The sequence below is a fragment of the Kitasatospora sp. NPDC087315 genome (genome assembly GCF_044744345.1).
Classification (GTDB): domain Bacteria; phylum Actinomycetota; class Actinomycetes; order Streptomycetales; family Streptomycetaceae; genus Kitasatospora.
Genome location: NZ_JBIUYD010000019.1, coordinates 131,296 through 157,291, shown reverse-complemented (window position 1 = coordinate 157,291; position 25,996 = coordinate 131,296). Strand labels below are relative to the sequence as shown.

The 25,996-nt window shown below is 70.0% G+C and carries 33 protein-coding genes; 14 read left to right on the top strand and 19 right to left on the bottom strand.

The annotated features are described in order from the left end of the window. The first annotated feature begins 228 nt into the window (after positions 1 to 228). The 4 genes from ACIO5D_RS26045 to ACIO5D_RS26030 all read left to right on the top strand — a co-directional run bounded on the left by ACIO5D_RS26045 (position 229) and on the right by ACIO5D_RS26030 (position 4,203). Positions 229 to 1,419 (top strand): hypothetical protein, encoded by a 1,191-nt coding sequence (locus ACIO5D_RS26045; protein WP_400798114.1) that lies wholly within the window; start codon positions 229 to 231, stop codon positions 1,417 to 1,419. 24 nt (positions 1,420 to 1,443) lie between these two features. Then, the gene (locus ACIO5D_RS26040) at positions 1,444 to 1,629 is read left to right on the top strand and encodes a hypothetical protein (protein ID WP_363610709.1); all 186 of its coding nucleotides are present in this window, start codon (positions 1,444 to 1,446) and stop codon (positions 1,627 to 1,629) included. A 163-nt stretch (positions 1,630 to 1,792) separates the two neighbouring features. After that, positions 1,793 to 3,136 (top strand): DUF6895 family protein, encoded by a 1,344-nt coding sequence (locus ACIO5D_RS26035; RefSeq protein ID WP_400798111.1) that lies wholly within the window; start codon positions 1,793 to 1,795, stop codon positions 3,134 to 3,136. Between the two features lie 176 nt (positions 3,137 to 3,312). Further along, positions 3,313 to 4,203, top strand: coding sequence for a methyltransferase domain-containing protein (locus ACIO5D_RS26030; protein WP_363610705.1), 891 nt, complete (start codon positions 3,313 to 3,315; stop codon positions 4,201 to 4,203). Between the two features lie 157 nt (positions 4,204 to 4,360). Here the strand turns inward: ACIO5D_RS26030 and ACIO5D_RS26025 are convergent, their stop codons facing one another. From ACIO5D_RS26025 to ACIO5D_RS26000, 6 genes are all read right to left on the bottom strand, one after another. Then, positions 4,361 to 5,470 (bottom strand): glycosyltransferase family 4 protein, encoded by a 1,110-nt coding sequence (locus ACIO5D_RS26025; protein WP_400654721.1) that lies wholly within the window; start codon positions 5,468 to 5,470, stop codon positions 4,361 to 4,363. Between the two features lie 152 nt (positions 5,471 to 5,622). After that, on the bottom strand, positions 5,623 to 6,282 hold the full coding sequence (gene folE, locus ACIO5D_RS26020; protein WP_363610701.1) for a GTP cyclohydrolase I: 660 nt from the start codon (positions 6,280 to 6,282) through the stop codon (positions 5,623 to 5,625). Positions 6,283 to 6,324: 42 nt separating this feature from the next. Further along, positions 6,325 to 6,834, bottom strand: a complete 510-nt coding sequence (locus tag ACIO5D_RS26015; protein ID WP_363610699.1) for a 6-carboxytetrahydropterin synthase — start codon at positions 6,832 to 6,834, stop codon at positions 6,325 to 6,327. Beyond that, positions 6,834 to 7,469 (bottom strand): 7-carboxy-7-deazaguanine synthase, encoded by a 636-nt coding sequence (gene queE, locus ACIO5D_RS26010; protein ID WP_363610697.1) that lies wholly within the window; start codon positions 7,467 to 7,469, stop codon positions 6,834 to 6,836. Before queE ends, ACIO5D_RS26015 begins: the two co-directional genes overlap by 1 nt. After that, positions 7,466 to 8,164 (bottom strand): 7-cyano-7-deazaguanine synthase QueC, encoded by a 699-nt coding sequence (gene queC / locus ACIO5D_RS26005; RefSeq protein ID WP_363610695.1) that lies wholly within the window; start codon positions 8,162 to 8,164, stop codon positions 7,466 to 7,468. The genes queE and queC overlap by 4 nt, the downstream gene beginning before the upstream one ends. A 641-nt stretch (positions 8,165 to 8,805) precedes the next feature. After that, a complete protein-coding gene (locus ACIO5D_RS26000; RefSeq protein ID WP_400654714.1) occupies positions 8,806 to 9,225 on the bottom strand; it encodes an ATP-binding protein in 420 nt (139 codons plus the stop codon). Positions 9,226 to 9,388: 163 nt separating this feature from the next. Here ACIO5D_RS26000 and ACIO5D_RS25995 point away from each other — a divergent pair, with 163 nt between their 5' ends. Together ACIO5D_RS25995 and ACIO5D_RS25990 are read left to right on the top strand one after the other, a co-directional pair. After that, on the top strand, positions 9,389 to 10,201 hold the full coding sequence (locus tag ACIO5D_RS25995; protein ID WP_363610691.1) for a helix-turn-helix transcriptional regulator: 813 nt from the start codon (positions 9,389 to 9,391) through the stop codon (positions 10,199 to 10,201). Continuing rightward, entirely contained in the window at positions 10,198 to 10,398 is a 201-nt protein-coding gene (locus ACIO5D_RS25990; protein WP_400798108.1) for a DUF397 domain-containing protein, read from the top strand. Before ACIO5D_RS25995 ends, ACIO5D_RS25990 begins: the two co-directional genes overlap by 4 nt. 667 nt (positions 10,399 to 11,065) lie before the next feature. Here the strand turns inward: ACIO5D_RS25990 and ACIO5D_RS25985 are convergent. The 3 genes from ACIO5D_RS25985 to ACIO5D_RS25975 all read right to left on the bottom strand — a co-directional run bounded on the left by ACIO5D_RS25985 (position 11,066) and on the right by ACIO5D_RS25975 (position 12,251). Further along, a complete protein-coding gene (locus ACIO5D_RS25985; RefSeq protein WP_400798105.1) occupies positions 11,066 to 11,254 on the bottom strand; it encodes a hypothetical protein in 189 nt (62 codons plus the stop codon). Positions 11,255 to 11,303: 49 nt separating this feature from the next. Continuing rightward, positions 11,304 to 11,642 (bottom strand): hypothetical protein, encoded by a 339-nt coding sequence (locus tag ACIO5D_RS25980; protein ID WP_400798102.1) that lies wholly within the window; start codon positions 11,640 to 11,642, stop codon positions 11,304 to 11,306. 414 nt (positions 11,643 to 12,056) lie between these two features. After that, positions 12,057 to 12,251, bottom strand: coding sequence for a hypothetical protein (locus ACIO5D_RS25975; protein ID WP_363610681.1), 195 nt, complete (start codon positions 12,249 to 12,251; stop codon positions 12,057 to 12,059). Between ACIO5D_RS25975 and ACIO5D_RS25970 the strand changes: the two genes are divergently transcribed. Next, positions 12,250 to 12,516: a winged helix-turn-helix domain-containing protein gene (locus ACIO5D_RS25970; protein ID WP_363610679.1), complete on the top strand. Its 267-nt coding sequence runs from the start codon at positions 12,250 to 12,252 to the stop codon at positions 12,514 to 12,516. The two genes, ACIO5D_RS25975 and ACIO5D_RS25970, sit on opposite strands and share 2 nt — an antisense overlap. A gap of 75 nt (positions 12,517 to 12,591) precedes the next feature. Here the strand turns inward: ACIO5D_RS25970 and ACIO5D_RS25965 are convergent, their stop codons facing one another. From ACIO5D_RS25965 to ACIO5D_RS25945, 5 genes are all read right to left on the bottom strand, one after another. Then, complete coding sequence (locus ACIO5D_RS25965; RefSeq protein ID WP_363610677.1) at positions 12,592 to 13,395, bottom strand: aminoglycoside phosphotransferase; 804 nt, start codon at positions 13,393 to 13,395, stop codon at positions 12,592 to 12,594. Positions 13,396 to 13,487: 92 nt separating this feature from the next. Then, the gene (locus ACIO5D_RS25960; protein WP_363604896.1) at positions 13,488 to 13,619 is read right to left on the bottom strand and encodes a hypothetical protein; all 132 of its coding nucleotides are present in this window, start codon (positions 13,617 to 13,619) and stop codon (positions 13,488 to 13,490) included. Further along, positions 13,616 to 14,554, bottom strand: a complete 939-nt coding sequence (locus ACIO5D_RS25955) for a radical SAM protein (protein ID WP_400798097.1) — start codon at positions 14,552 to 14,554, stop codon at positions 13,616 to 13,618. The genes ACIO5D_RS25960 and ACIO5D_RS25955 overlap by 4 nt, the downstream gene beginning before the upstream one ends. Beyond that, the gene (locus ACIO5D_RS25950) at positions 14,538 to 14,924 is read right to left on the bottom strand and encodes a hypothetical protein (protein WP_400798095.1); all 387 of its coding nucleotides are present in this window, start codon (positions 14,922 to 14,924) and stop codon (positions 14,538 to 14,540) included. The genes ACIO5D_RS25955 and ACIO5D_RS25950 overlap by 17 nt, the downstream gene beginning before the upstream one ends. Positions 14,925 to 14,959: 35 nt before the next feature. After that, complete coding sequence (locus ACIO5D_RS25945; RefSeq protein ID WP_400798092.1) at positions 14,960 to 15,232, bottom strand: hypothetical protein; 273 nt, start codon at positions 15,230 to 15,232, stop codon at positions 14,960 to 14,962. Between the two features lie 118 nt (positions 15,233 to 15,350). On the opposite strand from ACIO5D_RS25945, the gene ACIO5D_RS25940 reads away from it, so the two are divergent. Beyond that, positions 15,351 to 16,229, top strand: a complete 879-nt coding sequence (locus ACIO5D_RS25940; protein WP_400798090.1) for a helix-turn-helix domain-containing protein — start codon at positions 15,351 to 15,353, stop codon at positions 16,227 to 16,229. A 28-nt stretch (positions 16,230 to 16,257) separates the two neighbouring features. Beyond that, entirely contained in the window at positions 16,258 to 16,386 is a 129-nt protein-coding gene (locus ACIO5D_RS25935; protein ID WP_400798088.1) for a DUF397 domain-containing protein, read from the top strand. A gap of 432 nt (positions 16,387 to 16,818) precedes the next feature. Here ACIO5D_RS25935 and ACIO5D_RS25930 read toward each other — a convergent pair whose 3' ends face one another. Then, positions 16,819 to 17,592: a glycosyltransferase family 2 protein gene (locus ACIO5D_RS25930; RefSeq protein WP_400798085.1), complete on the bottom strand. Its 774-nt coding sequence runs from the start codon at positions 17,590 to 17,592 to the stop codon at positions 16,819 to 16,821. Here ACIO5D_RS25930 and ACIO5D_RS25925 point away from each other — a divergent pair. The 5 genes from ACIO5D_RS25925 to ACIO5D_RS25905 all read left to right on the top strand — a co-directional run bounded on the left by ACIO5D_RS25925 (position 17,546) and on the right by ACIO5D_RS25905 (position 20,805). Further along, the gene (locus ACIO5D_RS25925; RefSeq protein ID WP_400798082.1) at positions 17,546 to 18,109 is read left to right on the top strand and encodes a hypothetical protein; all 564 of its coding nucleotides are present in this window, start codon (positions 17,546 to 17,548) and stop codon (positions 18,107 to 18,109) included. The two genes, ACIO5D_RS25930 and ACIO5D_RS25925, sit on opposite strands and share 47 nt — an antisense overlap. 123 nt (positions 18,110 to 18,232) lie before the next feature. After that, the gene (locus tag ACIO5D_RS25920) at positions 18,233 to 19,216 is read left to right on the top strand and encodes a hypothetical protein (protein ID WP_400798079.1); all 984 of its coding nucleotides are present in this window, start codon (positions 18,233 to 18,235) and stop codon (positions 19,214 to 19,216) included. Between the two features lie 312 nt (positions 19,217 to 19,528). Next, positions 19,529 to 19,888, top strand: a complete 360-nt coding sequence (locus tag ACIO5D_RS25915; RefSeq protein ID WP_363604885.1) for a type II toxin-antitoxin system RelE/ParE family toxin — start codon at positions 19,529 to 19,531, stop codon at positions 19,886 to 19,888. 63 nt (positions 19,889 to 19,951) lie between these two features. Continuing rightward, positions 19,952 to 20,362 carry a helix-turn-helix transcriptional regulator gene (locus tag ACIO5D_RS25910; protein WP_363604884.1) on the top strand — a complete coding sequence of 137 codons (411 nt, stop codon included), beginning with the start codon at positions 19,952 to 19,954 and terminating at the stop codon, positions 20,360 to 20,362. Then, positions 20,362 to 20,805 (top strand): hypothetical protein, encoded by a 444-nt coding sequence (locus tag ACIO5D_RS25905; protein ID WP_400654681.1) that lies wholly within the window; start codon positions 20,362 to 20,364, stop codon positions 20,803 to 20,805. Before ACIO5D_RS25910 ends, ACIO5D_RS25905 begins: the two co-directional genes overlap by 1 nt. Before the next feature lie 315 nt (positions 20,806 to 21,120). Here the strand turns inward: ACIO5D_RS25905 and ACIO5D_RS25900 are convergent, their stop codons facing one another. The 4 genes from ACIO5D_RS25900 to ACIO5D_RS25885 form a co-directional block, all read right to left on the bottom strand. Continuing rightward, positions 21,121 to 21,678 (bottom strand): ATP-binding protein, encoded by a 558-nt coding sequence (locus ACIO5D_RS25900; protein ID WP_400654678.1) that lies wholly within the window; start codon positions 21,676 to 21,678, stop codon positions 21,121 to 21,123. A gap of 117 nt (positions 21,679 to 21,795) precedes the next feature. Beyond that, a complete protein-coding gene (locus ACIO5D_RS25895) occupies positions 21,796 to 23,043 on the bottom strand; it encodes an Ig-like domain-containing protein (protein ID WP_400798076.1) in 1,248 nt (415 codons plus the stop codon). Positions 23,044 to 23,266: 223 nt separating this feature from the next. Continuing rightward, the gene (locus ACIO5D_RS25890; protein WP_363604913.1) at positions 23,267 to 24,439 is read right to left on the bottom strand and encodes an Ig-like domain-containing protein; all 1,173 of its coding nucleotides are present in this window, start codon (positions 24,437 to 24,439) and stop codon (positions 23,267 to 23,269) included. A gap of 250 nt (positions 24,440 to 24,689) precedes the next feature. After that, positions 24,690 to 25,931, bottom strand: coding sequence for an Ig-like domain-containing protein (locus ACIO5D_RS25885; protein ID WP_363604878.1), 1,242 nt, complete (start codon positions 25,929 to 25,931; stop codon positions 24,690 to 24,692). Between the last annotated feature and the right edge of the window lie 65 nt (positions 25,932 to 25,996).

Sequence of the window (25,996 nt, the reverse complement as noted above, 5' to 3'; positions counted from 1 at the left end):
GACCGCCCTCCACCTCTGGCGAGCGCACCGGGTTCAGCCGCTCGGCTCGGCGGATTCACTCCCCGGGGTATCTGACGCAGAGTGAGCAGGCCTCCCCCGGGTGCGCGGCTCCCGGGGGTGTAGGAAAATTGTAAATGCCCGAACCTCCGAGGCGTCTGCGCCTGGTGGGCATTGCCAGGTCGGCGCCGTGCACTGGATGGGTCGTCGGTCATCGTGGCTGGAAACGACGTGTGGAGTCCGTTCCGGGAGCTGGGTGACGCCGTCGCACGGGAGTGGCGGGCGCACGACTTCGGGGAGGACGCCTTCGTCGGCATCGCCGTGCGGCGCCTGTCGGAGGCCGCCTGCTTAGACGAGGTCGACGCGCTCGAACTGGCCGCGCGGGCCGCGAGTGAGCCGGTGCTTCCGGCGCAGACGGATCTCGACGCCCGTTTCGGCCAGCCGCCGCTCACGCTGTACAGCACCAGCCGCTTCCACATGACGCTGCTGTACTGGCTGGAGTCGACCACGTCCATCCACGAGCACGCATTCCAGGGCGCCTTCCGCGTGCTCCACGGGTCGAGCCTGCACAGTTCCTGGCGCTTCGACGAGAGTGCGCGGATCTCGGGGCGGCTGCTCCTCGGCCGCACGACCCGGCTGCGGTCGGAGGTCCTGGCCGTGGGCGATGTGCGCCCGATCCTGCCGGGTGCCCGGGGCGCGCACGCGCTGTTCCACCTCGACCAGCCGTCGGCGACGCTGGTCGTCCGGACCCGGTCCGACCCCGGCGCGCAGCCCCAGTACGAGTACTGTCCGCCGTCGCTCTCGGTCAACCCGTTCGACGAGGACCCGTCGCTCACCCGCCGGCTCCAACTGCTGCACCTCTTACGGCAGGAGGACGAGAAGGGGCTGCGGGAGGCCGTCCGGCGCTCCCTCGCCACGGACGATCTCGTCTCCGCCGTCACCGTCCTGCTGGACGTGTGCGGGCTGGACCTCGACGGCGCCTTCACCGAGGAGGCGATCGGCCTCGTCGCCGACCGGCGGGCGGAGTTCGCCGACCCCTTGCGGGCAGCCGCCCGCGAGGTGGTGCGCGACCACCGGCTGACGGCCCTGCGCCGCCGGGTGAACTCCCCCGAGGCGCGGCTCGTGCTGGCGCTCGCGCTGAACGGCCTGGACCGCCGGGGCTCCCTGGACGCCTTCGCCGCACGGTACGGGGCCGATCCGGTTGGGCGGATGGCTGCGGGGATCGGCGATCTGCTCTCCCAGGCCGACGGGATCGATCCCGTCGAGCCGCTGCCGGAGATCCTCCGCCTCCTGCTGGGCGGGAGCCCGGCCGAACGCGTGGTCCACGATCTGGGCGGGCGCCCGGAATACCATCCGCGTCTCATCGAGAAGATCACGGACATCCTGCTGCGGTCCCCCACTCTGCAGCGGCTGTTCCGCTAGCCGAACGGAAAGGAGGTGGGAGCGATGACCGAACGCCAGGTGGACCTGCAGAAGCTTGCCCAGGAGCTGTCCGACAGCGAGTTGATCAATTTGGCGGAGAAGCTCCGCGGGCATCTGACGCCCGAGGTGATCAACAGCGAGAAGCAGACCCAGTCGTTCGTGGCATGCAATCCCAACTACTGCGTCGTAGTCCGCCCGCTTGAGGAATGAGGAATGGCATCGTCGACAACCGGCACACGGTGACCGCAGGAGTCGGGGCGCCATCGCCACCGGCCCTGCGGCCACCCCCGAACAAGGCCACCCCGAACAAGGCCGCCCCGAACAAGCGGACCCACGAACAAGGGGACCGGACGCCCGGCGGAGGTTCATCACCATGGCCGGCCCGCGCGACCGCCTGACCGCCCCGCCCGGTGCGGCCCCCCGGGCGGAGTATCTGCACCACCGGATCGACGAGGTACTGGAGTTCGCCGCCGGGCAGCTGCGACACCTGGACGACTACGCCGCCCACTGGCACGACGACCCCGGCGAGATGGTCCGCAAGGAGGACAAGGTCGCCATCGAGACGGCGATGCTCCTGCTGGTGACCGGCCGGATTCCGGGTCACCGGGACGGCGAGGCCTGGCGGCGGCTCGTCGACGAGTGCGTACGGAGGTGCCGCGGCGGCCGGGTGCGCTGCGTGATCGCCCGCCACCCCAGAACGGTGTCGAGTCTGGGCCTGGGCCACCTTTTCCTTTCCGCCCTGGGCTGCCCGGACGAGGACCTGGACCACCTGCTGGAAAACGCGGTCGGGACCGGCCAGGTGGGCATCGAGGAGCATGTGCCGTTCCGTCGCCTGGAATTCGAGTGGGCGCGGCGCGGGGCGGCGCATCCGGCGTTCGCCGAATCCGGCCGGGCGGCGTCGAAGTGGCGTCCGGAGGTGTCGGCCATTGCCTCCGATCGGGACGGTCTTTACGCCACCCGGGAGGACTGCTACGCACTCACCCATACCCTCATGTACGCCACCGACTTCGGCGCGGCCGGGATTCCGGGAATCGACGCGGAAAGGCTCCGGTCCTCGATCGGATCCACCATCTGCTTCGCGCTGGCCATCGACGATTTCGACCTGCTGGGGGAATTGCTGCTGGCCGATGCGGTACTGCCGGGGCACGCCTCGGCGGCCGCACGCTGCGGCTGGGCGGTGCGCACCCGGGTGCTCGACGACCGGGGGGCGCTGCCCGGTCCCACGTTCCGGGACGCGGAGCTGGCGAAGCAGGAACCGGCCGGCCGCGCCGGCTACCGCTTCTACCACTCGTACCACACGACCTACGTCGACGCGCTGCTGTGCGCGGCCGTCCTCTCCCGGCGCCACCACTGGTTCGCCCCGGAACCGGCCGACGGGCCGCGGGCCGACGAACCGCAGGCCGACGACCGGAGGATCCGGCGGATCGCCGGTCTCGCCTGGCCCGGCGGCCCCCGTTCCGGGGCGGCGGCCGCACTTCTCGACCTGTGCACCCGGTCGATCGTGCCGGGCGCCCGCCTCGGGCCGCTGGCCGAAACCGCGATCATCGAGGTCGTGCGGCGGTACGACCTGGTCGCCCTGCGCAGGATCCTCCAGGAAGTCCGCGGCAGTTCGATAGCGGAGTCACGGAGCATCGCGGTGGCGACGCGCTTCCTGGCGAATCAGACGGCGCTCGCCACCTGCCTGGAATCACCGGTCACCCCTCGCAGTAAACCTTGAATTCGGCTCCAGTGAATGCCGGGGCACTGTCCGGTCGTACCGAGAGGTCCATTCCAAGCCATTTCATCAGACCTTTCCGGACCACCATTGACTGGCCACCGCCAATGGCTACGATGGAGACACCCTGCGCCACAATGGAATGCACCCGTGAACAATCTCCTTAGGGGAGCTCTAATTTGAACGCGCCGATATCCACCGCACTGGTTTCCACCGGCCTCGACGCCACGGGTGTGCGCACGCATCCGCTGTGCGGGCCGGCCGACCGCATGCCGGCCGCCTATCGCGGGCCGCACCGGCTGAGTCACGGCGGCTGGCTGGACTTCACCAGCCGGCTGGAGCGCCGGGAGGAGATCTCGCTGATCTGCTCCACCACCGCCGCCAACAAGCGCGCGCTCGACGTCGGCGGCGGCACCGGTGACCTCACCCGCGCCGTGGCCGTCCAGCTGGGCCACTGCACCACCGTCGAGCCGCACAGCCAGCGGGTGGCGACGCTCACCGAGCGCGCGGAGGAGGGCGGCACCGGCACGATCGAGATCATCCCCGGGCACGCGGAGTCGCTGCCGTTCCCGGACGCCTCGTTCGACGTGGTGTTCGCCACCTGGATCCTGCCCTACGTGGACGATCTGGAGCGGTCCGTCGCCGAGTTGGCGCGGGTCTGCGACCGCACCGACCCGGAGGCGAAGGTCGTACTGATCGGCGGCGCCGACGACAACGAGCTGGTGAGCATCCTCAACGAGACCTGCGTCCCGCTGGCCGGCGAGCCCCATGACCACCAGGGCTATCTGCTGGCCACCGCGGCCGAGTTGCTGAGCACGCACGGGTTCCACGACTTCTCGCTGTACCGGACGGAGGCCGCGCTGCACTTCCCCGAGCCCGACCTGGACGACCGGGTCCGGGCGGCGACGACGACGCTGGTCAACTTCTGGTACGAGGACCACCCGGACGCCGGGGCGATGCGGCAGGCGATCGCGCCCGCGCTGCGCCGCCACTTCGCACGCCGCCCGCACGCGATCGGGGACCAGGGTGCCGTCCTGGTCGCCCGGCCCGGATCGGCCGCCAAGTCCTGACCCCCACAGGCCGGTTGAGGGCCCCCGGACACCCCGGGGGCCCTCAGCCGTGTGGTCGCTCAGACACATGGCCGCTCAGACACATGGCCGCTCAGACGCGATGACCACTCCACCGCACCGGCCGCTCAACCACGTGGCCGCTCAAGCACGCAGCCGCTCAGACCGCGTCCGGCGCCGCCGCCCGCAGGAACGCCCGCGCGACCGCGACCGGCGTCTGGTCGGCGACCTGCCGCGGCGCCTGCCCGACGGCCGCGTGGTAGGCCTCCGGGTCGTCGACCAGCTCCCGCAGCGCCCGCCAGATCCCCTCCGGCCCCTGCTCCAGCTCCACCATCCGGCCCGCCCCGCCGGTGAGCACGGGCAGGTGCCCGAGCCCGTACCCGACCACCGGCGTGCCCACCGACAGCGACTCGGCGGCGACGTTGCCGAAGGTCTCCGGCGCGTTCGAGCCCATCACGGTGACGGCGGCGCCCGCGAGGAACGGCTGCACCTCCTGCCAGGGCAGGGCGGGCAGGATCTCGACGTCCGGCAGGCCGGCGGCCAGGGCGCGGCATTCGCTGATCACCTGCTCCTGCATGCCGGGCCAGAACTCGAACCCGGCCGCCGCCAGCACGATCTGGACGGGCCGGCCGAGCCCTTCGGCGGGGTAGGCGCGGAGCAGCTCGGCGACGCCCTTCTGCGGATCGGCCCGGGAGAGCGTCCGCACCGGGCCGGTGCGCCGCAGCCGCTCGCGCTCCTCGGCGGTGGGCGGCGCACTGTGGTGCAGCAGGGCGTTGGGCAGGGCCTGCCAGCCGGTGGTGTCGAGCCCGGCGCGGGCGGCCTCGCCGGTCAGGAAGTCGCTGACCGGCAGGACGACGCCCGGCTGGTGCTTGAGGCTCTCGTGCATCGCGTCGTCGGTGCGCAGGAAGTGCACCATCAGCGCGGTGCGCACGCCGGGCGGGGCGGGGTTGAGGAAGCCGAGGCCGGCGCCCGCGTCGACCCAGCAGACCAGGTCGACCCGGTGGGCGGTGAGCAGGTCCCGCACCTCCCGGTCGACGGCGGCGGGTTCGGCGAGCAGGCGCATCACCTCGTCGTACTGGACGGGGCGCGGCAGGGCGAGGCTGGTCAGGCGGAGCAGGTCGGGGTCGTCGGCCGGGTGGGCCGGGCCGGCCGCCACGATGAGGGCGCGATGGCCCAGTTCGCGCAGGCCGTCGGCGAGCGAGGCGATGCTGCGCTCGATCCCGGCCGGTTCGTCGGGGTTGTGGGTCAGCAGTACGAAGGCGATGTTCACGCGCGTGGTCCGTTCAGGGTCGGAGCAGGTCGGAGCAGGTCGGAGCAAGTCGGAGCAAGTCGGAACAGGTCGGAGCAGGTCGGATCGGGGGCGAAGGCGCCTGGCGGCGGCGCCGAAGGGGCGCCGCCGCCGGGTGGTCGTGCGGGGAGCGGTCAGCGCCCGGTGTGGGCGGGCGCCAGGGCGAGGACCTGCGCGCGCAGGCCCTGGTCCGTGGTGAACTCCCCGGACAGGTGGCTGGTCACCATGACCGCCCCGTGCGCCTCGGCCCCGCGCAGGGTGAGGCAGGCGTGTTCGGAGCGGATCAGGCAGGCCGCGCCGAGCGAGGTCAGGTGCTTGCTGAGCGCCTCGACCACCTGCTCGCCGAGCCGCTCCTGCACCTGCGGCCTGGCCGCGTACTCCTGGAGCACCCGGGCGAGCTTGGAGAGGCCGACGATGTGGGCGCCCGGCGCCGGGAGGTAGGCGACGGTCGCCCGGCCGAGGAACGGCAGGACGTGGTGCTCGCACACGGCGACGAAGGGGACGTCGACGGCGGCGATGATCCCCTGGTTGACGGACTCGGCCGGGAACTGCACCTTCAGGTGCCGGGTCGGGTCCTGGCGCAGCCCGTCGGTCATCTCGGCCAGGGCCTTCACGAACCGGTAGGGGGTGCGCCGGGTGGACGCGCTGTCGCAGTCGATGCCGAGCGACGTGAGCATGGCGCGCGCGTGGGCGGTGGCCTGGTCCAGGGCGGCCTCGCCGGAGAGCTCGGCCCCGGAGAGGGCGGCCCCGGTGAGAGCCGATCCGGTGAGAGCCGGGCTGTCGATACTGGTCATGTCGTGAACTCCTCGGTGGACAACGGGGACGGCCAGCCGAGCTCAGGCCGGCACATTGCGCCATCCCGCGGCATTGACGTGGGTCTCGTTCACCAGGACCTCCTGGACGAACGCGCCGGGCGCACTGTCCAACGAGCGCAGCGCCTCGTCGGCGACCCGGGCGAGCAGTTCGGCGACGGCCTCGACGGTCGGGTACGACAGTCCTTCGGCGAGTCGTTCGGCCGGGGTCGGGTCGGCGGCGCCGAAGCGGAAGAGCTTGCTCTTGTGCTCGGTCAGCACCGCGGCGAGCGGGTCGTCGGCGCCCAGCATGGCGCCGTGGTCGAGGTGGGTGTCGATCCACGAGCGGATCCGCGCCTTGAACGCGCCGAACTCCACCACCGTGCCGTCGGCGAGGGCCGGCGCCGAGATGCTGGCCTGCATCCACCAGGAGTGCCCGTGGAAGTGGACGCACTTGCCTTCCAGGTGCGGAAGCCGGTGCGCGGTCTCGAAGTTGTGCCGCACCGACACGGTGTGCCGGGCCGCCGCCCCACCGGGCAGAAGCAACGTACTCATCAGGAAATCCCCAGGTACTTGTGGGTTTGCAGGGAGAAGTTCCAGAGCGGGTGGTCCAGGCAGTACTGGACGGCTGCGCGGGTGTTGGCCTCGATGTCGGGGCCGTCCATGGGCTGGAGGCGGAAGGACTCGAACGCCAGGTGCTCGAACTGGGACGGTTCGCCGTTCTCCTGCGGGTAGACCAGCTTCAGCTCGTTGCCCCGCTCGACGATCATCTCGGAGCCGAGCTTCGGGCTGACGCAGAGCCAGTCGATGCCGGGCGGCGGCGTCCGGGTGCCGTTGGTCTCCACCGAGACCTCGAAGCCCCGGTCGTGCAGGGCGTCGACGGCGGGGGCGTCGAGCTGGAGCAGGGGTTCGCCGCCGGTGATGACGACGAACCGCTGCTCGCTGGCGTCCGGCGCCCACACTCGTTCGACGGCGGCGGCGAGGTCCTCCGGGGTTGCGAACCGGCCGCCGTTCTCGCCGTCGGTGCCCACGAAGTCGGTGTCGCAGAACTGGCAGATCGCCCGGTGGCGGTCCTTCTCCAGCCCGGTCCACAGGTTGCAGCGGGAGAAGCGGCAGAAGACCGCCGGGCGGCCGGCGTGCCGGCCCTCTCCCTGGAGCGTGTAGAAGATCTCCTTGACGAGGTAGGTCATGCCGACACGCCCTGGTAGCGGACCGGGTCGGCGATGCCGGCCTCGCTGAAGCCCTTGAGCCGCAGCCGGCAGGTGTCGCACTGGCCGCAGGCGCGGGCGTCCTCGTCCGGGTCGTAGCAGCTGGAGGTCAGGGCGTAGTCGACGCCGAGCCCGATGCCGGTGCGGATGATGTCCGCCTTGGACAGGTGCAGCAGCGGCGAGTGCAGGCGGATGCGGTGCTCGCCGTCGGCCGTCGACTTGGTGGCGAGGTTGGCCATCGCCTCGTACGCCGCCAGGTACTCCGGGCGGCAGTCGGGGTAGCCGCTGTAGTCGACGGCGGTGACGCCGGTGAAGATGTCCAGCGCCCCGACGACCTCGGCGTAGGAGAGCGCGAAGGAGAGGAAGATGGTGTTGCGCGCGGGGACGTAGGTGAGCGGGATGCCGCTCTCCATCTCCTCGTCGCTCCGGCCCTTGGGGACCTCGATGTCGTCGGTGAGGGCTGAGCCGCCGAACACCCGCAGGTCGATGTCGGCGATGACGTGCCGCTCCACCCCCTGCCGCTGGGCGACCCGCTGCGCGGCCGCCAGTTCCACGGAGTGGCGCTGGCCGTAGCGGAAGCTCAGCGCGTAGGGCGTGAAGCCCTGGTCCTTGGCGATCGCCAGACTCGTGGTCGAGTCGAGGCCGCCACTCAGCAGCACGATGGCAGGTTTCCCCATAGTGATTCCACTCTTCGGTCGATTACGGCATGACGGGGCCAGTCGAGGGTTGGTGGTGCATCAGAAATGGAAACGAAGTTGAATCCGGCGTAACGACGCATGACTCTGCGGCATTCGAAGTACGTGCGTTCACGGGGGCGCACAGGGACTCGAACACCGCGGAACCGGCCGGCCGGTAAAATTTTCAACAGCCGAAACCCAGGGAGATTCCGGCAGCTCATCCAGCTTTCAATGGGCAGCATGGCCCTGTCAAGGAGTTGGCCGGTTTGCGCGGTCCAGACCACGAGACGGCGGGTCGAGAACGGACATGCCAGGTCAGGCCGTACGCCGCCCACAAGTGGAGGTTTACCATTCCGCAGCATGGATCAGGGCAGATCGCAGTGGTCTTGACCAATCGGGGTACGCCGCCATCACCTTGCCATCCGCCCACCCCGCCCGTTACCGAAAGACTGTCCACGACTGGCATGGATTCGGCCAGGCCGGAGTTCCGGCCCGGCCGAATTGAGCGAGAGGCGCGGGGAATCGGCCACCGAAAGGGAATTCGGCCACGCATTGCCCGAAAGGGCAGGAGGAATGCCCGGATGACCTTGAAATGTTTATCAGAGCCTGCACCGGGAGACCGGCCCCCAGGCGCGCGGCCGCTACAGCGCGCCGCCCCAGAGCTTCAGTTGGAACCACACGGTCTTGCCGCGGTAGCCCTCACCGCGGAGGTGGGCGCCCCAGGAGTCGGCGAGGGCGTCGACGAGGTGCAGGCCGCGGCCGGCCTCGTCGTCGGGGGCGGCCTCGCGGGGCTGGGGAAGGTCCTCATTGGCGTCGGTGACCTCGACCCGGAGCAGGTCGTCGACGATCAGGCAGCGGACACCCACGAGACGGTCGCGCGGGCCACGGGCGTGCCGGCAGGCGTTGGTGACCAGCTCGCTGAGAAGGAGGACGGCGATCTCGGTGGTCTCGTCGGCGACCTGCCAGACGTAGGCCTGCCGGAGCAGTTGGACGCGGGCCCGGCCGGCGCTGCGGGGGTGGCGGGGGAACATCCACTCGATGTCGACAGCCTGAGTGATCATCAGTGTCCTTGGGGGCATGGGGAGGTCGGGCCTCACTCCGTGGGGCGAAGTTCGGCCATTGCACGTTCCAAGCGTCGGCAACCGGGCATAGCCTCGGGAGTTACGACGCCGGTACCTCAGCACTTGCACCGCAGGTTGACCGGCACGAGGAGGGGATCCGGAGATGGCCACGCCCAAGCAGAACCCGACGGCATGGAAGTACTGCGGCGACCAAATCAAGCGCTGGCGCGCCCAAGCCGGTGTCACTCGAGATGAGTTGAGCACAGCCTCGAACTACGACTGCGAGAGCGTGCGGTCGATGGAGGCCGGACGAAGGAAGCCTTCACTGAAGCTCCTCACCGTTGCCGACGAGTTGTGCAACGCACGAGGCATGCTGCTCGGGGCCTACCAGTACCTGGCCTCGGAGAGCCCGCCTACTCGCACCGACTCGTACCGCGACGCCGAAGACGAGGCCATCGCGATGTACTCGTATGAGCCTCTCTACATCCCCGGCCTGCTACAGACGGAGGAGTATGCGAGAGCGATCTTGAGCAACACCATGCCGCCCGTGGACGATGCGACGGTCGAGGATCGCGTCAAGGCTCGGATGCTCCGACAGGAGAAGCTGACCCTCCGCCCCACCGTGCTGTACAGCTTCGTGATCTACGAGGCGGCCCTCCACGCCGGCCTGGGCGGCCCAGGAACGATGCAGCGACAGCTGCACCGCCTGCTGGAGACCGAACAGTTGCGCAATGTGCGAGTCCAGATCCTGACCATCGACCGGGCCATCCCCTCGGCCCTCTCCGGATCGATGGTTGTCATAGAGACGGTCAATCACGAGCACTACGTATATGTGGAAACCCATGGAACGAACGCACTCCACTCCGACCCGAAGGTCGTGAGCGAGCTCAGCACGCGGCACGCGATAATCCGCGCGCAAGCCCTCAGCGTTGAGGATTCCATGCAGTTCATCAGAAAGGTAGCGGAGCAACTATGAGCGTCGCAGCACCGTGGATCCGGTCCAGCTACAGCGACTACGAGGGCGGCAACTGCGTCGAGGTGGCTGCCCACCCCGACCTCGTCCACGTCCGGGACTCCAAGGACAAGGCCGGCCCGCAGCTCGCCTTCTCGCCCTCCGCCTGGGCCGCCTTCCTCGCCTTCGCGGCCGAAGCTCAGGTGTCGGCGGTCGAGTGACCTTCTAGTGGAATGGTTGGGTAGCCACCTCCCACCCACCCACCCAAGTACCGCCACAGTCAGCACATATGACCAACGACGTGAGAGTCGACCTCACCGTGACGCCGGAAGAGGTCATCCACTGCCCCAACGCCCGTCGGTCCGCCCGGATCCTCCGGGACGTCCTGCCGACGGAGAAGGCAGCAGCTGTCCCGGCCCTCGCCCGGCGGCGCGCCGCCGGGCGAGGGCTTGACCACTGCGCCGTCACCACAGGAACGCCCACGTCGACCGGCGCTGGGCGGGCAGCCAGGCTTGGCGGCGAGGCTCAGACGGATTCCTGCTTGGGCGCGTATCGCAGCACGACGACGTCACCGAGCTGCTGGACGCCGATCAGCCGCATCCGGTGGGTGCTGCACCACGCATGATCCGGGACTGGGAGCGCTGGGGGCTCCTCCCGTTCGGCTATGACCCCGCCGATCTGTGAGCGAGCAGCCTCCCCGTACCCACCCGGCGTTGGCGAAGCGAACAAGAGTGCACATTGCCTTTGACCCGCTGGTTCGTGGTGAGTGACCAGCGTGCGCAACGGTAGGCGAAGCCCCGCCCGTGCGCCGCTGTGGCGTGCACGGGCGGGACCGGATCTGGGTGGCGCTGCCAGGCCGCCGGTAGGGCCCGGGGCGAGGGCGGCCCGTCAGCTCTGCCGCGGAACCGGGTGGTCAGGAGAGTCGAGCCAGGCCGTCTGACCCTCCGGGGTGACCGTCAGGCCGAACCGCTCGTGCCCGGGGCGGTCCTGGTCGGCCCACCACCGGTACGCGGCGGCCACCTCGTCCCACAGCCGGCGGGGGCCGGACCGCACCACCTCGTACTCCGTGCGGTCCAACCATCTGTTCGAACTCCACAAGCAGGAGTGGGCAGCCGGCGGCGAAGCTTCAACCGACCGCTCGAAGCCGTTCGAGCAGTTCGGCGACGGAAGCGGTCTGCGCGTATCGCGACAGCTCTGGTTCGAGGTCGCGGATCATCGTCACGCACCTGGGGGCGTCGATCCGGCTGGCCAGGTCGAGGGAGCGTGTGGCGGTCTCCGCGGCGATGTCGGGTTCGCCGTCGCGGAGGTAGGTCTCGGCCTGGTAGGTCAGGAACACGGATCTGGTCTTGGAGCGGGTGGCGGGCAGCAAAGCAATGCCCTCGTCCATGAGCTGGTGGGCCTGGCGGCACTGACCGAGGTCCGCGAGGCAACGGCCGCTGTCCGCGGCCAGGTCGGCGTGCGACATCCACGAGCACCAGGCGGGTGCGGGATCATACGGCGGGGTATCCAGCGCCTTCTCTGCGGCGGCGAGGGCCCGGCGGCACAGGCCGCCCTCGTCGAGCACGGCGAGGGCGCGGGCCTGTCGCAGGTGCAGGAGGGACCGCGCGGTGGGGTGCTGAGTCCGAGGGATGGCGTGGTCGAGGATGTCGGCGGCGGCTCGTGCGTCCTTGAGCCACAGCAGTTGATACGCGAGATCGGACAGGATGCCCGCGCCGAGGTCGCGCTGGTGGGCGGTGTGGGCGTTGTGGAGAGCGGCGTGCCAGAAGCGGCCCGCGGACGCGTGGCGCCGTTCGCCCGAAGTTCACACCGTTCGGGATACAGCGAGGGGCCTTTGAAACCCCGCCCGGCAGACGGCCGGGCGGGGTGGTTGTGGCGTGGACTACCGGTCGTCGCCGATGGCGAAGACGGCACGTACGGCGGGGGCGCAGCGGGGGCAGGCGAAGAGGACCTGTCCGGGGCTGGCGGCCTCCTGGGCGCCCACAGCGGTGACGTCGGGGCCGTTGTCGGCACAGATACGTTCTGACTCGTACCGGCACGCGCGAGGACGTGCCGAGACGCCTAGGCTCTGCGTCATGGCTGCCACACCTATCGACCCGGACGCCGAAGAGCACCCGTACCAGCAGATCGCTGCCGATGTGATCCGGGCCATCCGGTCGGGCGAACTGCGCCCCGGCGGGCGGGTGCCGTCCGAGTCGGCCTTGATACAGACCTACGGGGTGGCCCGGAACACCGCACGGCATGCGGTCGAGTTCCTGCGCGACGAGGGGTGGGTCCGGACCCTCCCGCAGCGCGGAACGTTCGTGGTGGACCGCGAGGGCGAGAGCGAGCCCAACGCGTAGGTCCAGCCGGAATCGATGACGCCCCGGCCACCTCTCCACGGCGGGAGGGGACAGCCGGGGCTGTTCCGGGGCCGATCACGCCTTCCGGTAGTCGCGCCATGTGCGGGCGGCGCCGACCATGCGGGTCGTCCACGGGTCGGGGTCGTCCTCGCCGATCTCGTCCCACATGTTGGCGTTGGCGACAGCGAACGCGTTGACCTCCTCGGCGGACGCCGCCTGCCATGTCGGAACGCGGGCGGCCCATCCTTCGGCCGAGGCGGGGTCGTGCCCGAACGCGATCAGCCAGAGCGCCCAGTACCCGGCATCCAGCCACGGGGCGCCCTTGGTGGCCCAGGCCCAGTCAACGAGTTGGGCGCTCTGGTCGGTCACGAGGACGTTCGTGTTGTGCCAGTCGGTGTGAAGCAGCGCCTCCCCAGCGAACTGATCAAGGTCTTCCGGCCGTGCGGCGTACCGGGCGAGTCGCTGCTCCGCGCGCCGTAGTTCGATCGGTGGGCAAGGGATCTCCGACAGACGCCGCAGTGTGGCAACGACCTTCGGCAGGTCGGGTGAGCCAGGCCGGTAGTCGGCGTGGTGTCCGTCGACCGCTTCGAAGATCAACAGGTCCCACCCGTCGGATTCGACACGGGCGACCAAGGCGGGTGCGATCCCTCGCACATACGGGTTCACTTCCGCCTCTCGGGCCTGAGTCCACGCTCGTCGGTGGTCTGCCCGCAGCCCCTTCACGTAGTACATGCCAGTCGGCGACATCAGACGGGCGGCGATCGAGCTGTTGAAGCCCTCGGTCTCCGACTCCACCTTCAGGACCGGGCCGGTGTGCGCCTCGACGGCCCTGCGTGCCGTAACAGGCAGGTCCGCGTACGGGATTCGGGATGTGGTCACAGTCGTCCGTTCGTCTGTCGTGGCAGGCCCCGGGCGGGCCCCAGGCTGAAACGCCGGGAACCCACCCAGGGACACGTCACGCTAGTACCGGGCTACTGGTACGGGTTGTCGTCGCCGCACCCGGGCAGCGAGTCGGCGCCGAACGACTCGGCGTCGTCGATGAACGACAGCTCCTCGTCCTCCTCGGTGCGGGTGGCGGTCAACTCGACCATGACAGCGGTCATGCTGCACTCTCCTTCTGTCCGTGTTGGCAGTAATTCCTGAGTGGTGCCTTCGCCTCCTGGTAGCGCTTGGCCAGCGGCCGGCAAACCGAGCAGTTCGCCGAGAGCTGGCAGCCGGAGCAGCCACCGGTGCGAAGCATGAGGCCATCGGCGATCACGCCGAGGCGAGCGAGCCCTTGGGCTCCTTCGGATGTCAGGTCGACCTGTTCGTCGCGGGCGACCTTGCAGATCGAGGCCCGGCCGTGCGGGTCCACATGCAGGAAGGTGTGGCCCGCGTTGCAGCCCTCGAACCTGCCGAGCGGCTTGAGGTGCGCCGGGGACTGGGACCTGAGCGTTTCGCCCCCGCCGTAGATCGTCGGCGACATGTGGGTGTACTCGATGTAGGGCAACCCGAGGTCGTCCGCCAAGCCGCGCATGCGGTCCTGCTCGTGAGCGGTCTGTGCGGTGATGATCAGCGACAAGCGCAGCGGTACCCCGGCGGCAACCGCAGCAGCCAGACCTGCGGTGGCCCGCTTGAACGCCCCCCGGGTGTGCGTGAAGCCGTCGTACGTCTCTTCCGTGGCGCCGTACAAGGAGACATCGACCCGGTACGGCTTGACGGAGGCCAGCACATCCAGCACCTCGGGTCGTACGAGTCGCGAGCCGTTCGTCTTTACCTCGATCATCATCCCGAGGTCGTGGGCAAGCCGAGCGGCACCGGCGAAGTGGGGGTCGATCAACGGCTCGCCCCCGGTCATCTGAAGCCAGAGGACACCCGCGTCCCGCAAGGTCCGCAGCATGCTGTGCTTCCCTGCTTCGTCCAGGCCGGCGAACGGCCGCTCGCCCAGGAAACAGTGGTCACAGTTGAAGTTGCACCCGAGGTTGAGTTCCCAGCTGCCCCGGCTGTGCCCGAAGAGGGAGGGCCGCCTGATCAGGACAGCCTCATCGGCCCGCCGCACCGGCAGGCTGGCCCCCCCATCGGGCCTTGGCCGCTTCCAGGAGCCACGGTGGGCAGGCCTCACCACGGGCACTGGCGAGTTCCAGTTCACGGAACCGTCGCTCAGGCAGCTTGATCGCCTCCAGGCGGCCCGGCCGCAGGACAACGTGGGAGCCCAGGAACGGGGCCGCGATCAGGTCGTGCGCCATGTCATGCCTCCTTCTCAGTGCGCGGTGGAACTGTTCGAGCCGCCAGGCGCAGGGGTGGCAAGCGAACAGTTTGATCGTGAACCCGTCGACGGTGAGGTCCCCGAGACAGGCAACGAGTTTGTAGGTCTCGCACTTGAAGCAACGCCCGAGGGCCCACTCCGGGAACCGGAGGTAGAACTGCACGGGCGGGTTCTGCGACCCCGGCGGCTGGTCGAGGCTCACGCCGCGGTGGGGGGCGCCGGCGGTTCGGCGACGTCCTCCTCCGGGGGCGGCGGCGGGTGCTGCACGAACTCCAGCTGGTCCACACCTTCGACGGGCTCGATGTTCCACGGCATGGTGGAGAACTCGATGCCGCCGCCCGACGGGCGGAGGTAGGCCTCCCTGTTGTGGGTGCCGGTGAGGACGCCCGTCTTGCCGGTGGCGATGTCCTTGACCGTCTCGCCGACCTCGGGGACGTAGATGCGCGTGTTGGGGGGCTTCCTCGTGCTCACGCCGTCGGCTCCTTTCCGTAGTTGGGCCGTTACCAGGATCGGCACTCGGCGCTAGCATCGGAAGAGCCGTCATGTTTCCAGCAGGGACGGCACATAGCGGGAAACACGGGAGGCAGCGTTGGGATGGCAGGAACGGGAGCTCCACCCGGAGAAGTCGCCCCGCCACTTCTATGGCTCGGAGATCCGCCGCCTCCGTAAGGCCAACGACAACATGTCGCTTGGGCGACTCGCCCAGATCCTCAACTTCTCGAAGGGGCACCTCAGCCGGATCGAGAACGGCGAGTCGAAGCCACCCGAGGGCCTGTCCGAGCGCTTGGACGCCGCCTTCAACACAGATGGCTCGTTCCAGCGGTACTACGTGCTCGCGAAGAAGGAACCGTTCCCCGACAAGTACTCGACCTACCTCAAGTTGGCCAGCACTGCCATCGGGCACGAGTCGTACACGCTGACCGTGCCGGGCCTGCTCCAATCGCAAGCCTTCGCCAGCGCGGTGCTCCACGCTGGCGAGCCGTTCGCCACCCCGGGCGAGATCGAGGACTGGCTGACGACCCGAATGGCACGTCAGACCCGCGTCTACCAAGAACCGCCCGCGTGCCGGTACTGGTTCATCTTGGATGAGTGGGCACTTCGTCGGCCGGTTGGCGGGGCTGCTGTCATGGCCGAGCAGCTGTCCCTGATCCTCGCCGCGTGCCAGCTCCGGCATGTCACGATCCAGGTGCTTCCCCTTGGCTCTGGTGCGCACTCGGAACTGGGCGGTTCCTCCCTGATCTTGTTGACCACGGCCGACCACGCAGTGATCGCCTATGAGGAGGGCAGCCGATCGGGCCGCTTGTTCGATGACACGCAAGACGTGGCGCATCGGCAAGGGCTCTACGATCTGCTGAGGGCTCAGTCCCTATCTCCACAGGACTCTGAGACCGTGATCAGATCGGCATGGGAAGGATTCACCGATGCACTCCGAGGAACAGCCTGCCCGGTGGCGGAAGAGCAGCTATAGCAACGGTCAGGGCGGGGACTGCATCGAAGTGGATGACAACCGTCCCGGCACGGTGCGTGACTCCAAGGACCCTGACGGCCCCCGGCTGCGATTCACCCCCGACGCCTTGGCGGCGTTCATCCACGCTGCCGTGGACGGCGAGTTCGGCGACGTTTGAGCCGTTCCTCAACACGCGAAGAACCCCCGACCGGAGAGGTCGGGGGTTCTGTTGCTTGCGCGCTGATCGGCGTCACCCGACCTTCGGCCGTCTCAAAGACGCGCCGTCGGAGTGCATGGTTACCCCGTGTTGTGAGGTCGCAGACCACCGCCAACCAGCAGGTCAGCCCCGGTCTGCTGCCCGTCTGACGGCCTTGGAACCCGTACAGCCTCCGAGTGGCTATACGCTAGCGGGGGGCGAAACGGACATAAGGGGGTCTACCCCCGGGGTCGGACAGGGCCGGGCGCGACGACCGAGCATGACTATGCGGGCCAGCGAGTCCCGCCCTGCGGGTCCAGCCGCCGAGCACGCGGCACGGCCACGGGGCGGGGCCCGGTCGGGCACCACCCGGAAACGGTCGCGCACCGGGCTCCCCGGGCTCGTGAACGGGTGCTAGATGTGCGACTTCCGCACTGAGTGCCATGCCGCTCCGGCCAGAGCCCGCGTCGACCGGAACACCGAGAGCTGTTCGTGCCGGCGGTAGAGGTTCCAGTTGTACGGGACGAGCGACAGCTTGTTCGACGAGAGCGACCCGGCCCGCTGCGCCCGGTACACCGCCAGGGGTTCCCGCAGCGCCCGCGAGGGAGTCCCATCCCGCATGATCGACAACCAGAGCGCGTAGTCCTGCCTCTTCGGCATGTCCGGCATCAGCCTCGTCCCGACCACCCTGCGGTCGTACATGGCGGTCAGGGCGCCGATGTGGTCCTGGACCAGCATCGCGCTGTAGTCCACGCGCTCCGGCGCCCACACCACACGCCCGTTCGGGACGAAGTCGGCGGCCTCGCCCGAGTGCAGGGCGTCCATCTTGTAGTAGGAGGTGAACGTGAGGGGCGTCCCGGCCGTCGCGGCGAAGGCGAGCTGCTTCTCCAGTTTCGTCGGGAGCCACATGTCATCGCTGTCGAGGAAGGCGATGTAGTCACCCCGGGCCCGCGCGATGGCCAGGTTGCGGGCCCGGGCCGCGCCCCCCTGCCGGGCCGCTGCCTCCGGCAGGACCCGCTCGTCCTGCCGAGCCAGCTCTCTCAGCAGATCCATCGAACCGTCCGAGGACGCGTCGTCCGTGATCAGCAGTTCGAGATCGGTGTGGGTCTGCGCCAGCACCGACCGAACTGCGGGCCCGAGCATGGCCACCGAATTGTGCACAGGCATCACCACGGAAACCAGGGCCACAGCGGTGCTCCTTACCCGGATCGGAGTCGTCATGGATGTTGTTGTCGCCGGCCAAGGCTACGTGGGACTGCCGCTCGCCGTGCGCGCCGCCGAGGTGGGCCATCGCGCCGTCGGCCACGACGTGGACCCACACCGCATCAAGCAGCTCACCGCCGGCGATGCCTACGTGGAGGACGTGGCCTCCTCGCGGCTCCGCGCGGTGCTGGACACCGGGGCCCAACTCCGCGACCGCCGACGCCGCCGCGCTGGCCGGCTTCGACATCGCGGGGTCGTTCTCGTACACCGGCGGCCGGTGAGCTCGCTCATCAGCCCGGTGTTGCCCGTGTCCGCCGACGGTCCCGGCCCGGCCGCGAAGGCCAGGCCGACCCGGGAATCTCCACGTGCAGCGCGTCCGGCCCGGCTTGACGGTCGGCCGAAGCTCAGGTGTCGGCGGTCGAGCGACCTTCCAGTGGAATGGGTGGGTAACCATCTCCCTCCCACCCGCCCAAGTACCGCCACAGCCAGCAGATATGACTAATGGTCACCAGGTCGCCACCATGCGCATGCGCCGTGTAGCGTGCGCACAAACGAATCAACCCCCGCCGGTGCTAGGCACACCGAACGGGGGTTTGACCAGCACGATCGAATGAGAGTCGATCTAGTGGCTACCCACGACCTTACCGCCGCCACCCCCTCCGACGCGCCCAGCATGGCCGCGTCGGGCTACGGAAAGAAGTCCGCTCCGGGCCAACGCCCGCGCCGAGCCGACGACTTCGCACACCTGCCCGGCCGCGAGGCGTACCTGGCAAGCCTGATCGACCGCCTCCCCGAGGGCGCCGCGATGGACACCAAGACCCTCGCCCGCGATCAGCCCCACTACGGGCAGCAGGCCGTCCGCACCGCCCTCAACAACCTCTCCGTCGCCGGGCATCTGCGCCGCATCCGCGAACGGGTCGGCGCCGACCGCACCCAGTGGGTGTTCCGCACCTACTTCTCCCGCACGGCCCGGGACGACGCCTGGTGGGCGCACTTCCTGGCCACCGGCGACCCCGCCGAGGTTCACCCGGACGAGCGCCCCGGCCCGCGCGCACCACGTCTCCCCCCGCACCGACCCCCGCACCGGCCCCCGCGCTCGCCCGCCTACGACGCCCTGGCCGCCCTCGGCCTGGCGGACGCCCGGCTCGCGCTGTCCGCCACCGAGTGCGCGGACCTCGAACCGCTCGCCGCCCAGTGGCTGGCGCGCGGGATGCCGCCCGACCTCTTCGCGGCCACCCTCACCGCGGGCCTGCCGCCCTCCGTGCACAGCCCGGCCGCGTTCACCCGCCGCCGCCTGCTCGACAAGATGCCGCCCGAACGCCCCTGGGCACCCGCGCCGCCCCCGTCCACGCGGATCATCGATTGCACCGACTGCCGCACGCCGAGCCGCCCGCAGGCCCTCCTCGGCGGCCTCTGCCGGGCCTGCCGCACCGGCGCGGCCACCTCGCCGCCGCCCCCGGCCCGGCTCTCCCCCGCCGCCGTCCACACCCACGCCACCCACGTGCGCAACGCCGTCCTCGCACGCAGAGCCGCCCATCAGACCGGCCGGGACTCCTCACCCCGAACCCGCCAGGCCACCCCCAACACACCCGCACCACAAGCACGGTGACCGCAGCCCCTGCGCCTCGCCCCAGAAGCACCCCTCCGATCAGCTGCCAGGTGCGGTGGCGCTCATGCCGTGGGCGGCACGTGGAGACAGCTGCGACAGGGACCGGGATCTCCTTGACCGCCGGGCAGGTACGGCAATGCCGGCGCCGGCAGATCGGGAACCCGCAGGACTGCTCGCGGGAATCCGGTCGGTCGCCGGGGACGAGGGGGACGACGGCACCGTTGGGGACGAGAACCGCCACCGTGCGCACCGGGCACACCCCTAGACTTACCTGACGATCGCATCAGTCGGGGGGCATGGGCGGGGTGGGCGGTGGAGGAGCGAGGGTGGGCCTTCTACGAGGGCGCGGACGGCTCCGCGCCGGTGAACAAGGAGCTTGAGAAGGCCGGGCTCGCCCGGTACGAACTCACCAAGCTCGCCGTCCTGATGGACCGGGTCAAGGCCCGGCAGACCCTGCCGGGCGATGTGAAGAACGTCGGGCACGACCTGCTGGAGGTGCGGCTCACCGGCAACCGCCGCATCTTCCGCCTCCTCTACGCGGAGGAGACGGACGGGCTGGTCCTGCTCGCGCTGTCGTTCTTCCAGAAGACCTCCCGGAAGGCCCCGCCGAACGAGCTGGACACCGCCGAGCGGCGGCTCAAGGAGTGGCGCAACCGTCGCCCGAAGGAGTGAGCGTCCCGTTCTCGGTATCGGCTTTGGGCGATAATGTTGAAGCACTCGGAGGGGAGGGCGACCATGGCACCCACATTGCATGATCTTCTCGGCATCGATCCGGACGATCCCCGCACCGCAGCCGGCCTGGAGGACGCACAGGCCTATGCCGAGCTGGTGGAGACGCTGGTCGTGGCCCGGACCAAGCGCGGCCTCACCCAGCGCGAGGTGGCGCAGCGCATGGGGACGTCCCAGTCCACGGTCTCGGAGTTCGAACGCGTCGGCGGCGACGCCCGCTACTCGACCCTGCAGCGCTACGCCCGGGCCGTCGGCGCCCGGCTGCACAGCATGGTCGACCACACCGGTGCGGACCTCACGCCCGCCTGGAAGCCCGCGCCGGTCGAGGTGCACGTCCAGGTGGCCGTCCGGGGGCGCGGCCACCGGGCCAGGCCGGCGGCCTGGGGCGACGACAGCCAGCGGCCGGTGACGGTCTGATGGCGGGCCTGTCCACCCGGCGGCAGGTGCGGCGCTTCCGGACGTTCGACGAGATCGCGGACGCCACCGAGCTGGAGGAGGTCACCTTCCTGGAGGTGTCGGGCCGCCGCCTGTTCGATCAGCAGGAGCCGCGCGACGAGGCCGACAACCGCACCACGTTCCTGGTGTGGCTGCGGCAGGGCGACGACGGCACCACCCTGGAGGTGCGCTGCCGTCTGGAGCTGGGCAGCGCCCAGGCGGACTTCGCCGTGGACGCGGTGGCCGCGTTCTCCGTCGGCGAGCCGTTCGAGCTGCCGGCCGACCTCCAGCAGCAGTTCGTCGACAAGGTCGGTGTGACGGTGCTCTACCCGTACCTGCGGGAGTCACTGCACAGCACCGCGGCCAAGCTGGGCGTGGACACGCCGATGCTCTCGCTGCGGAACCCGTGGCGCACGATCCAGTAGGCCATTGCCTCGGCACTGTGAATAATCACAGGCGGTGGCGTTAACTCATGCAAATTCCAAAGGTGAACTAGGTTACAAGCCTTTCAATCGAAGCCATCTGGTTTGCCCGCATGCTGAGATCCATGCGATAGTCGGAGCAGTCCAACGGCGGACGACAGTGACCCCGCCCTGGGCGCGAACTACGGCTGGCCCGACCTGGCGCAGCCGTCGCCCATCGCGCGGCACGCACCCCCTTGGCCGGCGCGATGACTTGCAGGGGCCCCCACGCACCGAACCACGGTGACCTCGGGGGCCCCACATGTTTTCCCGGGCGGATCAGTGACGCTCGCGGACCTTCAGTTCGAACCAGACGCTCTTGCCACGCGGCATCAGGTCGGCGCCCCAGCGGTCGGCCAGGTCGTCGACGATTCTGAGGCCGCGCCCGCGCTCGTTGACCGGGCTCGTGTCGGCCAGGATCATGCAGGGCAGCGCTCGCGAGGAGTCCCGTACCTCCACCCGCAGCCAGCCCGGCTTCCGCGCCAGCTGGAGGCCGATCGTCCGGCCCGCCGCGTGCCGCACCGCGTTGGCCACCAGCTCGCTGGTCAGCAGCTCGCCGACCTCCAGCTGCTGGTGGAGCTCCCAGGTCTGCAGCACCGAGAGCACCAGCCGACGGGCCAGCGGACCGGACTCGGGCCTGGACGGGAGCCGCACCTCGCCCGGCCCCGACTCGTCGCTCAGCCGGTCGAAGTACATATGCTCCAGCTCCTTGGAGCTGAGCCTCTCCAGGGCCGCCAGCGCCTCCTGGAAGCACATCCACGATGCCTCGGTGACCAAGCTGGACACCTGAAGTGATGACTGATCTGTTTCGCCCCAACCCGCCATGCGGTCCATCATTGCGGAACGCAAGCGGCCGCGTACGGACAATGAGCAAACGATCACCGCCGCGTCGGCATATGCCGGATGCAACCCGGGCCGGGCCCGCGTCAAGCCCAGGTTGCCGCGAACCCGCTCCTACCAGGCACTCCAGGGCAGGTTCCAACCGCTCAGACCGTTGTCCGGAGCCACCTGGCCGCGCGAGGAATTCTGCACGGTCACGATGTCGCCGACGAGCGAGCCGTCGTAGAACTCGCCCGCCGAGGTCGAACTCCCGCCGCCCTTGACGTCCTTGAGGCCCACGCAGCCGTGGCTGACGTTGTCCTCGCCGAAGGCGTCGCTCCAGTAGTTGCCGTGGACGTACGTACCCGAATCGGTCAGCCGCATCGAGTGCGGCGCCATCAGGTCGTACGGCGCACCGGTCATCCCGGGCAGGGTGCTGGACTGCATCCGCACCACGCCCTCCTTGGACATGACGACCATGGTGCCGTTCCAGGTGGGGTGCTCGGTCGAACCGGAGGTGATGTCCACAACGGAACTCCGGCCGTCGTGCACCACCGTCATCCGGTGGGTTCTGGCGTCAACCGTCGAAACCTGGGATCGCCCGATCGTGAAGGGCTCGTCCCGGTCCACACCGCCGTACACGCCCGGGGCGATCTCCACGCTCTTCAGCCGGTAGTGGACGGTGACCCTGGTCCCCGGCTTCCAGTACGCCTCGGGGCGGAAGTCCAGCCGGCGGGCGCCGAACCAGTGGCCCTTCACCACGGTGCCGTCGCTGGTCTCGAAGGTGATGCCCTCGGCGACGGCCTCCTTGTTCTTGACGTCCTTGTCGAAGGCCACCGAGACGATCATCCCGACGCCGTAGGTGGCGTCGTTGTCGACGTTGTCGCGCGCCTTGGCCTCCCGCTCCGGCGTCAGCGTGGTGAAGGCGCTGTCCGCCGTGGCGACCACGCCGTCGGCGTCCGCCGCCATCGCGCTCACCTGGTAGCCGGTGCCGACCGCGAGGCCCGCGGCCGGGGTCCAGCTGCCGCCGTCGGCCGCGATGGAGCCGGGTATCTCCTGGCCGCCCCGGTCGCTCACCTTGACGGTGGTGAGCCTGCCGCCCGCCACCGAGACCTTCAGCGCGCCGTTCGGCGCCACGTCCACCGCGCCGTTCCTCGGCTGGATGTCCAGCACCGCCCGCGACACCTTCGGCGTCGCGCCCGCACCCGCCGGGGCGGCGGCCGAGGCGGTCGGCGAGGCCCCCGCGGCCGCGCCGGCCCCCAGCTCGGCCCTGGCCGCGCCGCCGTCCCCACTGCTACCGCTGCCCCCGCCGCCACAGGCGCTGGTCAGCACCATCACCCCGCCGAGCACCCCGGCGGCCACCACCGTGCGTATCGATCTCACTGTCGACTCCTCCCGTGAACCCGCGAACCTGCGGATCCTTGAACCGCGCTGGCCTCCGAACCACGCGGACCCCGACTGATAGATGCCCCGGCACCCGGGAAAGGTTTCGTCGTCCGGGCGGCGATCCGCCCGGAAACGGCGGCCGGCCCGGTCCCCGTAGCGGGGACCGGGCCGGTCGTCGTTCCAGGCCGTGGCTTTACCGGAGCCACCGCCGGGGCAGGGCCTACCAGTTGGCCCAGGTGAGGTTCCAGCCGCTGAGCCCGTTGTCGGGCGCGACCGTCTTCTCCTTGGAGTTCTTGATGGTGACCACGTCGCCGATCATCGAGTCGTTGAAGAACTTGCCCGCCACCGTGTTGTCACCACCGCCCTTGGTGTCCTGCATCGAGACGCAGCCGTGGCTGGCGTTGGTCTTGCCGAACGGGTTCGCCCAGTAGTTGCCGTGGACGAAGGTGCCGGAGGTGGTCAGCCGCATCGCGTGCGGCACGTCCTTGATGTCGTACTCGCCGCCGAGGCCGACGGTCTCCGAGTTCATCCGCGTGACCTTCTCCTTGGACATGACGACCATCGTGCCGTTCCACGACGGGTTCTTCTCGTCCCCGAGGGTCACCGGCACCGTGCTGCTCACGCCGTCCCGGACCACCGTCATCTGGTGGGTGGCGGAGTCCGCGGTGGAGACCTGCGAGCGGCCGATGGTGAACGGCTCGTCCTTGTCCACGTCACCGTAGACGCCCGGCGAGACCTCGACGTTCTTCAGCCGGTACTTGATGGTGACCTTGGTACCCGGCTTCCAGTACTCGGCCGGACGGAAGTCCACCCGGCGGGCGCCGAACCAGTGGCCCTTCACCTCGGTGCCGTCGCTGGTCGCGAAGGTGATGCCCTTGGCGACGGCCTCCTTGTTCTTGACGTCCTTGTTGAAGACCACCGAGACGATCATCCCGACGCCGTAGGTGGCGTTGTCGGTGATGTTGTCGTTGGTGGAGATCTTCTTGTCCGGCGTCAGCGTGGTGAACGAGGTGGTCGACGCGGCCACCAGGCCGTCGGCGTCCTTCGCCTGCGCGTTCACCTTGTACGCCATGCCGACGGCGAGCGCGGCGCTGGGCTTCCAGCCGGTGCCGTCCGCGGTGATCGCCCCCTCGACCGGCTTGCCCTCCTTGTCGGTCACCTCGACCGCGGTGAGCTTGCCGTTCGCCACCGCCACCTGAAGAGCGTTGGTCGGCGCCACGTCCTGGGCACCGTCCTTGGGCTCGACCGTCAGCACCGCGGCGGAGGTCTTCGGCTCGGCCGAGGTCTGCCCCGGCGCCGCCGTCCCACCCGCCGTCGCGGTGTCGTTGCTGCTCCCCTTGTCGCTGCCCTTGTCGTCCGAACAGGCCGCGGTGAGCAACAACACCCCACCCATCATCAGCGCCACCGCACCACGGCGCATTCGACGGCTGGTGATCCCTATCGCGGCATCGGCCGCCCTAACCGGCTTCACGGTCTCTCCCCTCCCGGTGTCCACTCCTGATGGACGCGCGACTACCCGGACGGGTTGCACCTGACCGGCGATCTTTCGCGCCGGTCTTCGGCGCGGCAAGCAGGATAGCCGGGCCATATGAGTGAATCCCGGGCGGAGGCCGGTGAATCACCGGGTTGCCTCTGAGTGAAGATCACCCCGGTGCCAGGGCGCTCCCGGCGAGCCACTGGTCCCAGGGCAGATTCCAGCCGTTGAGGCCGTTCTGCGGCGGGACGACCTCCCCGACGGAGGCCTTCACCTCGATCACGTCCCCGGGAATGGTGTGCTCGAACAGCCAGCCCGCCGGGGTCTCCCTGCTCCCCCCGCCCTTGGCGTCGGCCAGGCCGATGCAGCCGTGGCTGGTGTTGGCGGTGCCGAACACCCTCGGATCGGCCCAGTAGTTGCCGTGCACGAAGGTGCCGGAGGCGGTCAGCCGCATCGCGTGCGGCACGTCCTTGATGTCGTACTCGTCGCCCATCCCGACGCTCTGCGAGTTCATCCTGGTCACCTTGTACTTCTCCGACACCACCAGCGCGCCCCGGTAGGTGGAGTGGTCCGGGCTGCCGCCGGACACCTTCAGCGTCCGCACCACCGTGCCGCCCTGGCCCGCGCGGACGGTGAGGGTGTGCGCGTCCAGGTCCACCGTGCTCACCTGTGCCCGGCCGACGGTGAACACGATGTCCTTGGACTGGGTGCCGAACTCGCCCGGCGCGCCCTGGACGTCCTTCAGCCGCAGCGCCACCGAGACCTTCGTCCCGGCCTCCCAGTACCGCTGCGGACGGAAGTCCAGCCGCCGGTTGCCGAACCAGTGCGCGGCCACCGGCACCGCAGGCTCCGCCGTCACGGCCACCGCCCGCTCCACCGCCGCGCGGTCGGTGATCGGCCGGCTGAAGCTCAGCGAGACCGGCATGCCGACGCCGACCGTGCTGCCGTCCTCCGGGGTGAAGAAGGCCACGAAGGTGTGCGCCCGCGCCACCGTCGAGAACGCCGCGTGCCGGGCCGCCTGCCGGCCCCGCCCGTCCTCGGCCACCGCGTCCAGGGTGAAGGCGGTGGCCAGCGGCAGCGGCCCGTCCGGCAGCCAGGAGGCACCGTCCCCGGAGACCGTCCCGGGCAGCTCCGTGCCCTTGGCGTCGGCCAGCCGGACCGAGACCAGCCGCCCCTGCTCCGCCGTCACCCGGACCGGGCCCTCCGGCGGAACGTCCTGGGCGCCGTCGGCGGGCAGCACGGTGACCACCGCCCTGGAGACGGCCGCCGGCGGCGCATGGCCCGCGGCCACCGCGTCACCGCCGCCCGGTCCCCCGGCCGGGCCGCCCCCGCCAGTGCACCCGGTCAGCACCGCCAGGCAGCAGCCCAGCGCCGCCGCACGCCGTGCCCAAACCCGTACTCCCGGCCGCATTCCAGGGCCTCCCGCCACGTCCGTCCGATACCCCGCACAACGAGGACAATCCCGACAGGACACGC

Bases quoted from the DNA above. Each gene is read 5' to 3' on its own strand.
- ACIO5D_RS26035 (WP_400798111.1), top strand. From the start codon at position 1,793: ATGGCCGGCCCGCGCGACCGCCTGACCGCCCCGCCCGGTGCGGCCCCC.
- ACIO5D_RS25960 (WP_363604896.1), bottom strand. From the start codon at position 13,619: ATGACCGCTGTCATGGTCGAGTTGACCGCCACCCGCACCGAGGAGGAC.
- ACIO5D_RS26040 (WP_363610709.1), top strand. From the start codon at position 1,444: ATGACCGAACGCCAGGTGGACCTGCAGAAGCTTGCCCAGGAGCTGTCC.
- ACIO5D_RS25885 (WP_363604878.1), bottom strand. From the start codon at position 25,931: ATGCGGCCGGGAGTACGGGTTTGGGCACGGCGTGCGGCGGCGCTGGGC.
- ACIO5D_RS25980 (WP_400798102.1), bottom strand. From the start codon at position 11,642: ATGTCGCACGCCGACCTGGCCGCGGACAGCGGCCGTTGCCTCGCGGAC.
- ACIO5D_RS25890 (WP_363604913.1), bottom strand. From the start codon at position 24,439: ATGGGTGGGGTGTTGTTGCTCACCGCGGCCTGTTCGGACGACAAGGGC.
- ACIO5D_RS25925 (WP_400798082.1), top strand. From the start codon at position 17,546: ATGGCCACCGAATTGTGCACAGGCATCACCACGGAAACCAGGGCCACA.
- ACIO5D_RS26000 (WP_400654714.1), bottom strand. From the start codon at position 9,225: ATGATCACTCAGGCTGTCGACATCGAGTGGATGTTCCCCCGCCACCCC.
- queC (WP_363610695.1), bottom strand. From the start codon at position 8,164: ATGGGGAAACCTGCCATCGTGCTGCTGAGTGGCGGCCTCGACTCGACC.
- folE (WP_363610701.1), bottom strand. From the start codon at position 6,282: ATGACCAGTATCGACAGCCCGGCTCTCACCGGATCGGCTCTCACCGGG.
- ACIO5D_RS26015 (WP_363610699.1), bottom strand. From the start codon at position 6,834: ATGAGTACGTTGCTTCTGCCCGGTGGGGCGGCGGCCCGGCACACCGTG.
- ACIO5D_RS25910 (WP_363604884.1), top strand. From the start codon at position 19,952: ATGGCACCCACATTGCATGATCTTCTCGGCATCGATCCGGACGATCCC.
- ACIO5D_RS25900 (WP_400654678.1), bottom strand. From the start codon at position 21,678: ATGATGGACCGCATGGCGGGTTGGGGCGAAACAGATCAGTCATCACTT.
- ACIO5D_RS25905 (WP_400654681.1), top strand. From the start codon at position 20,362: ATGGCGGGCCTGTCCACCCGGCGGCAGGTGCGGCGCTTCCGGACGTTC.
- ACIO5D_RS25970 (WP_363610679.1), top strand. From the start codon at position 12,250: ATGGCTGCCACACCTATCGACCCGGACGCCGAAGAGCACCCGTACCAG.
- ACIO5D_RS25975 (WP_363610681.1), bottom strand. From the start codon at position 12,251: ATGACGCAGAGCCTAGGCGTCTCGGCACGTCCTCGCGCGTGCCGGTAC.
- ACIO5D_RS25995 (WP_363610691.1), top strand. From the start codon at position 9,389: ATGGCCACGCCCAAGCAGAACCCGACGGCATGGAAGTACTGCGGCGAC.
- ACIO5D_RS25990 (WP_400798108.1), top strand. From the start codon at position 10,198: ATGAGCGTCGCAGCACCGTGGATCCGGTCCAGCTACAGCGACTACGAG.
- queE (WP_363610697.1), bottom strand. From the start codon at position 7,469: ATGACCTACCTCGTCAAGGAGATCTTCTACACGCTCCAGGGAGAGGGC.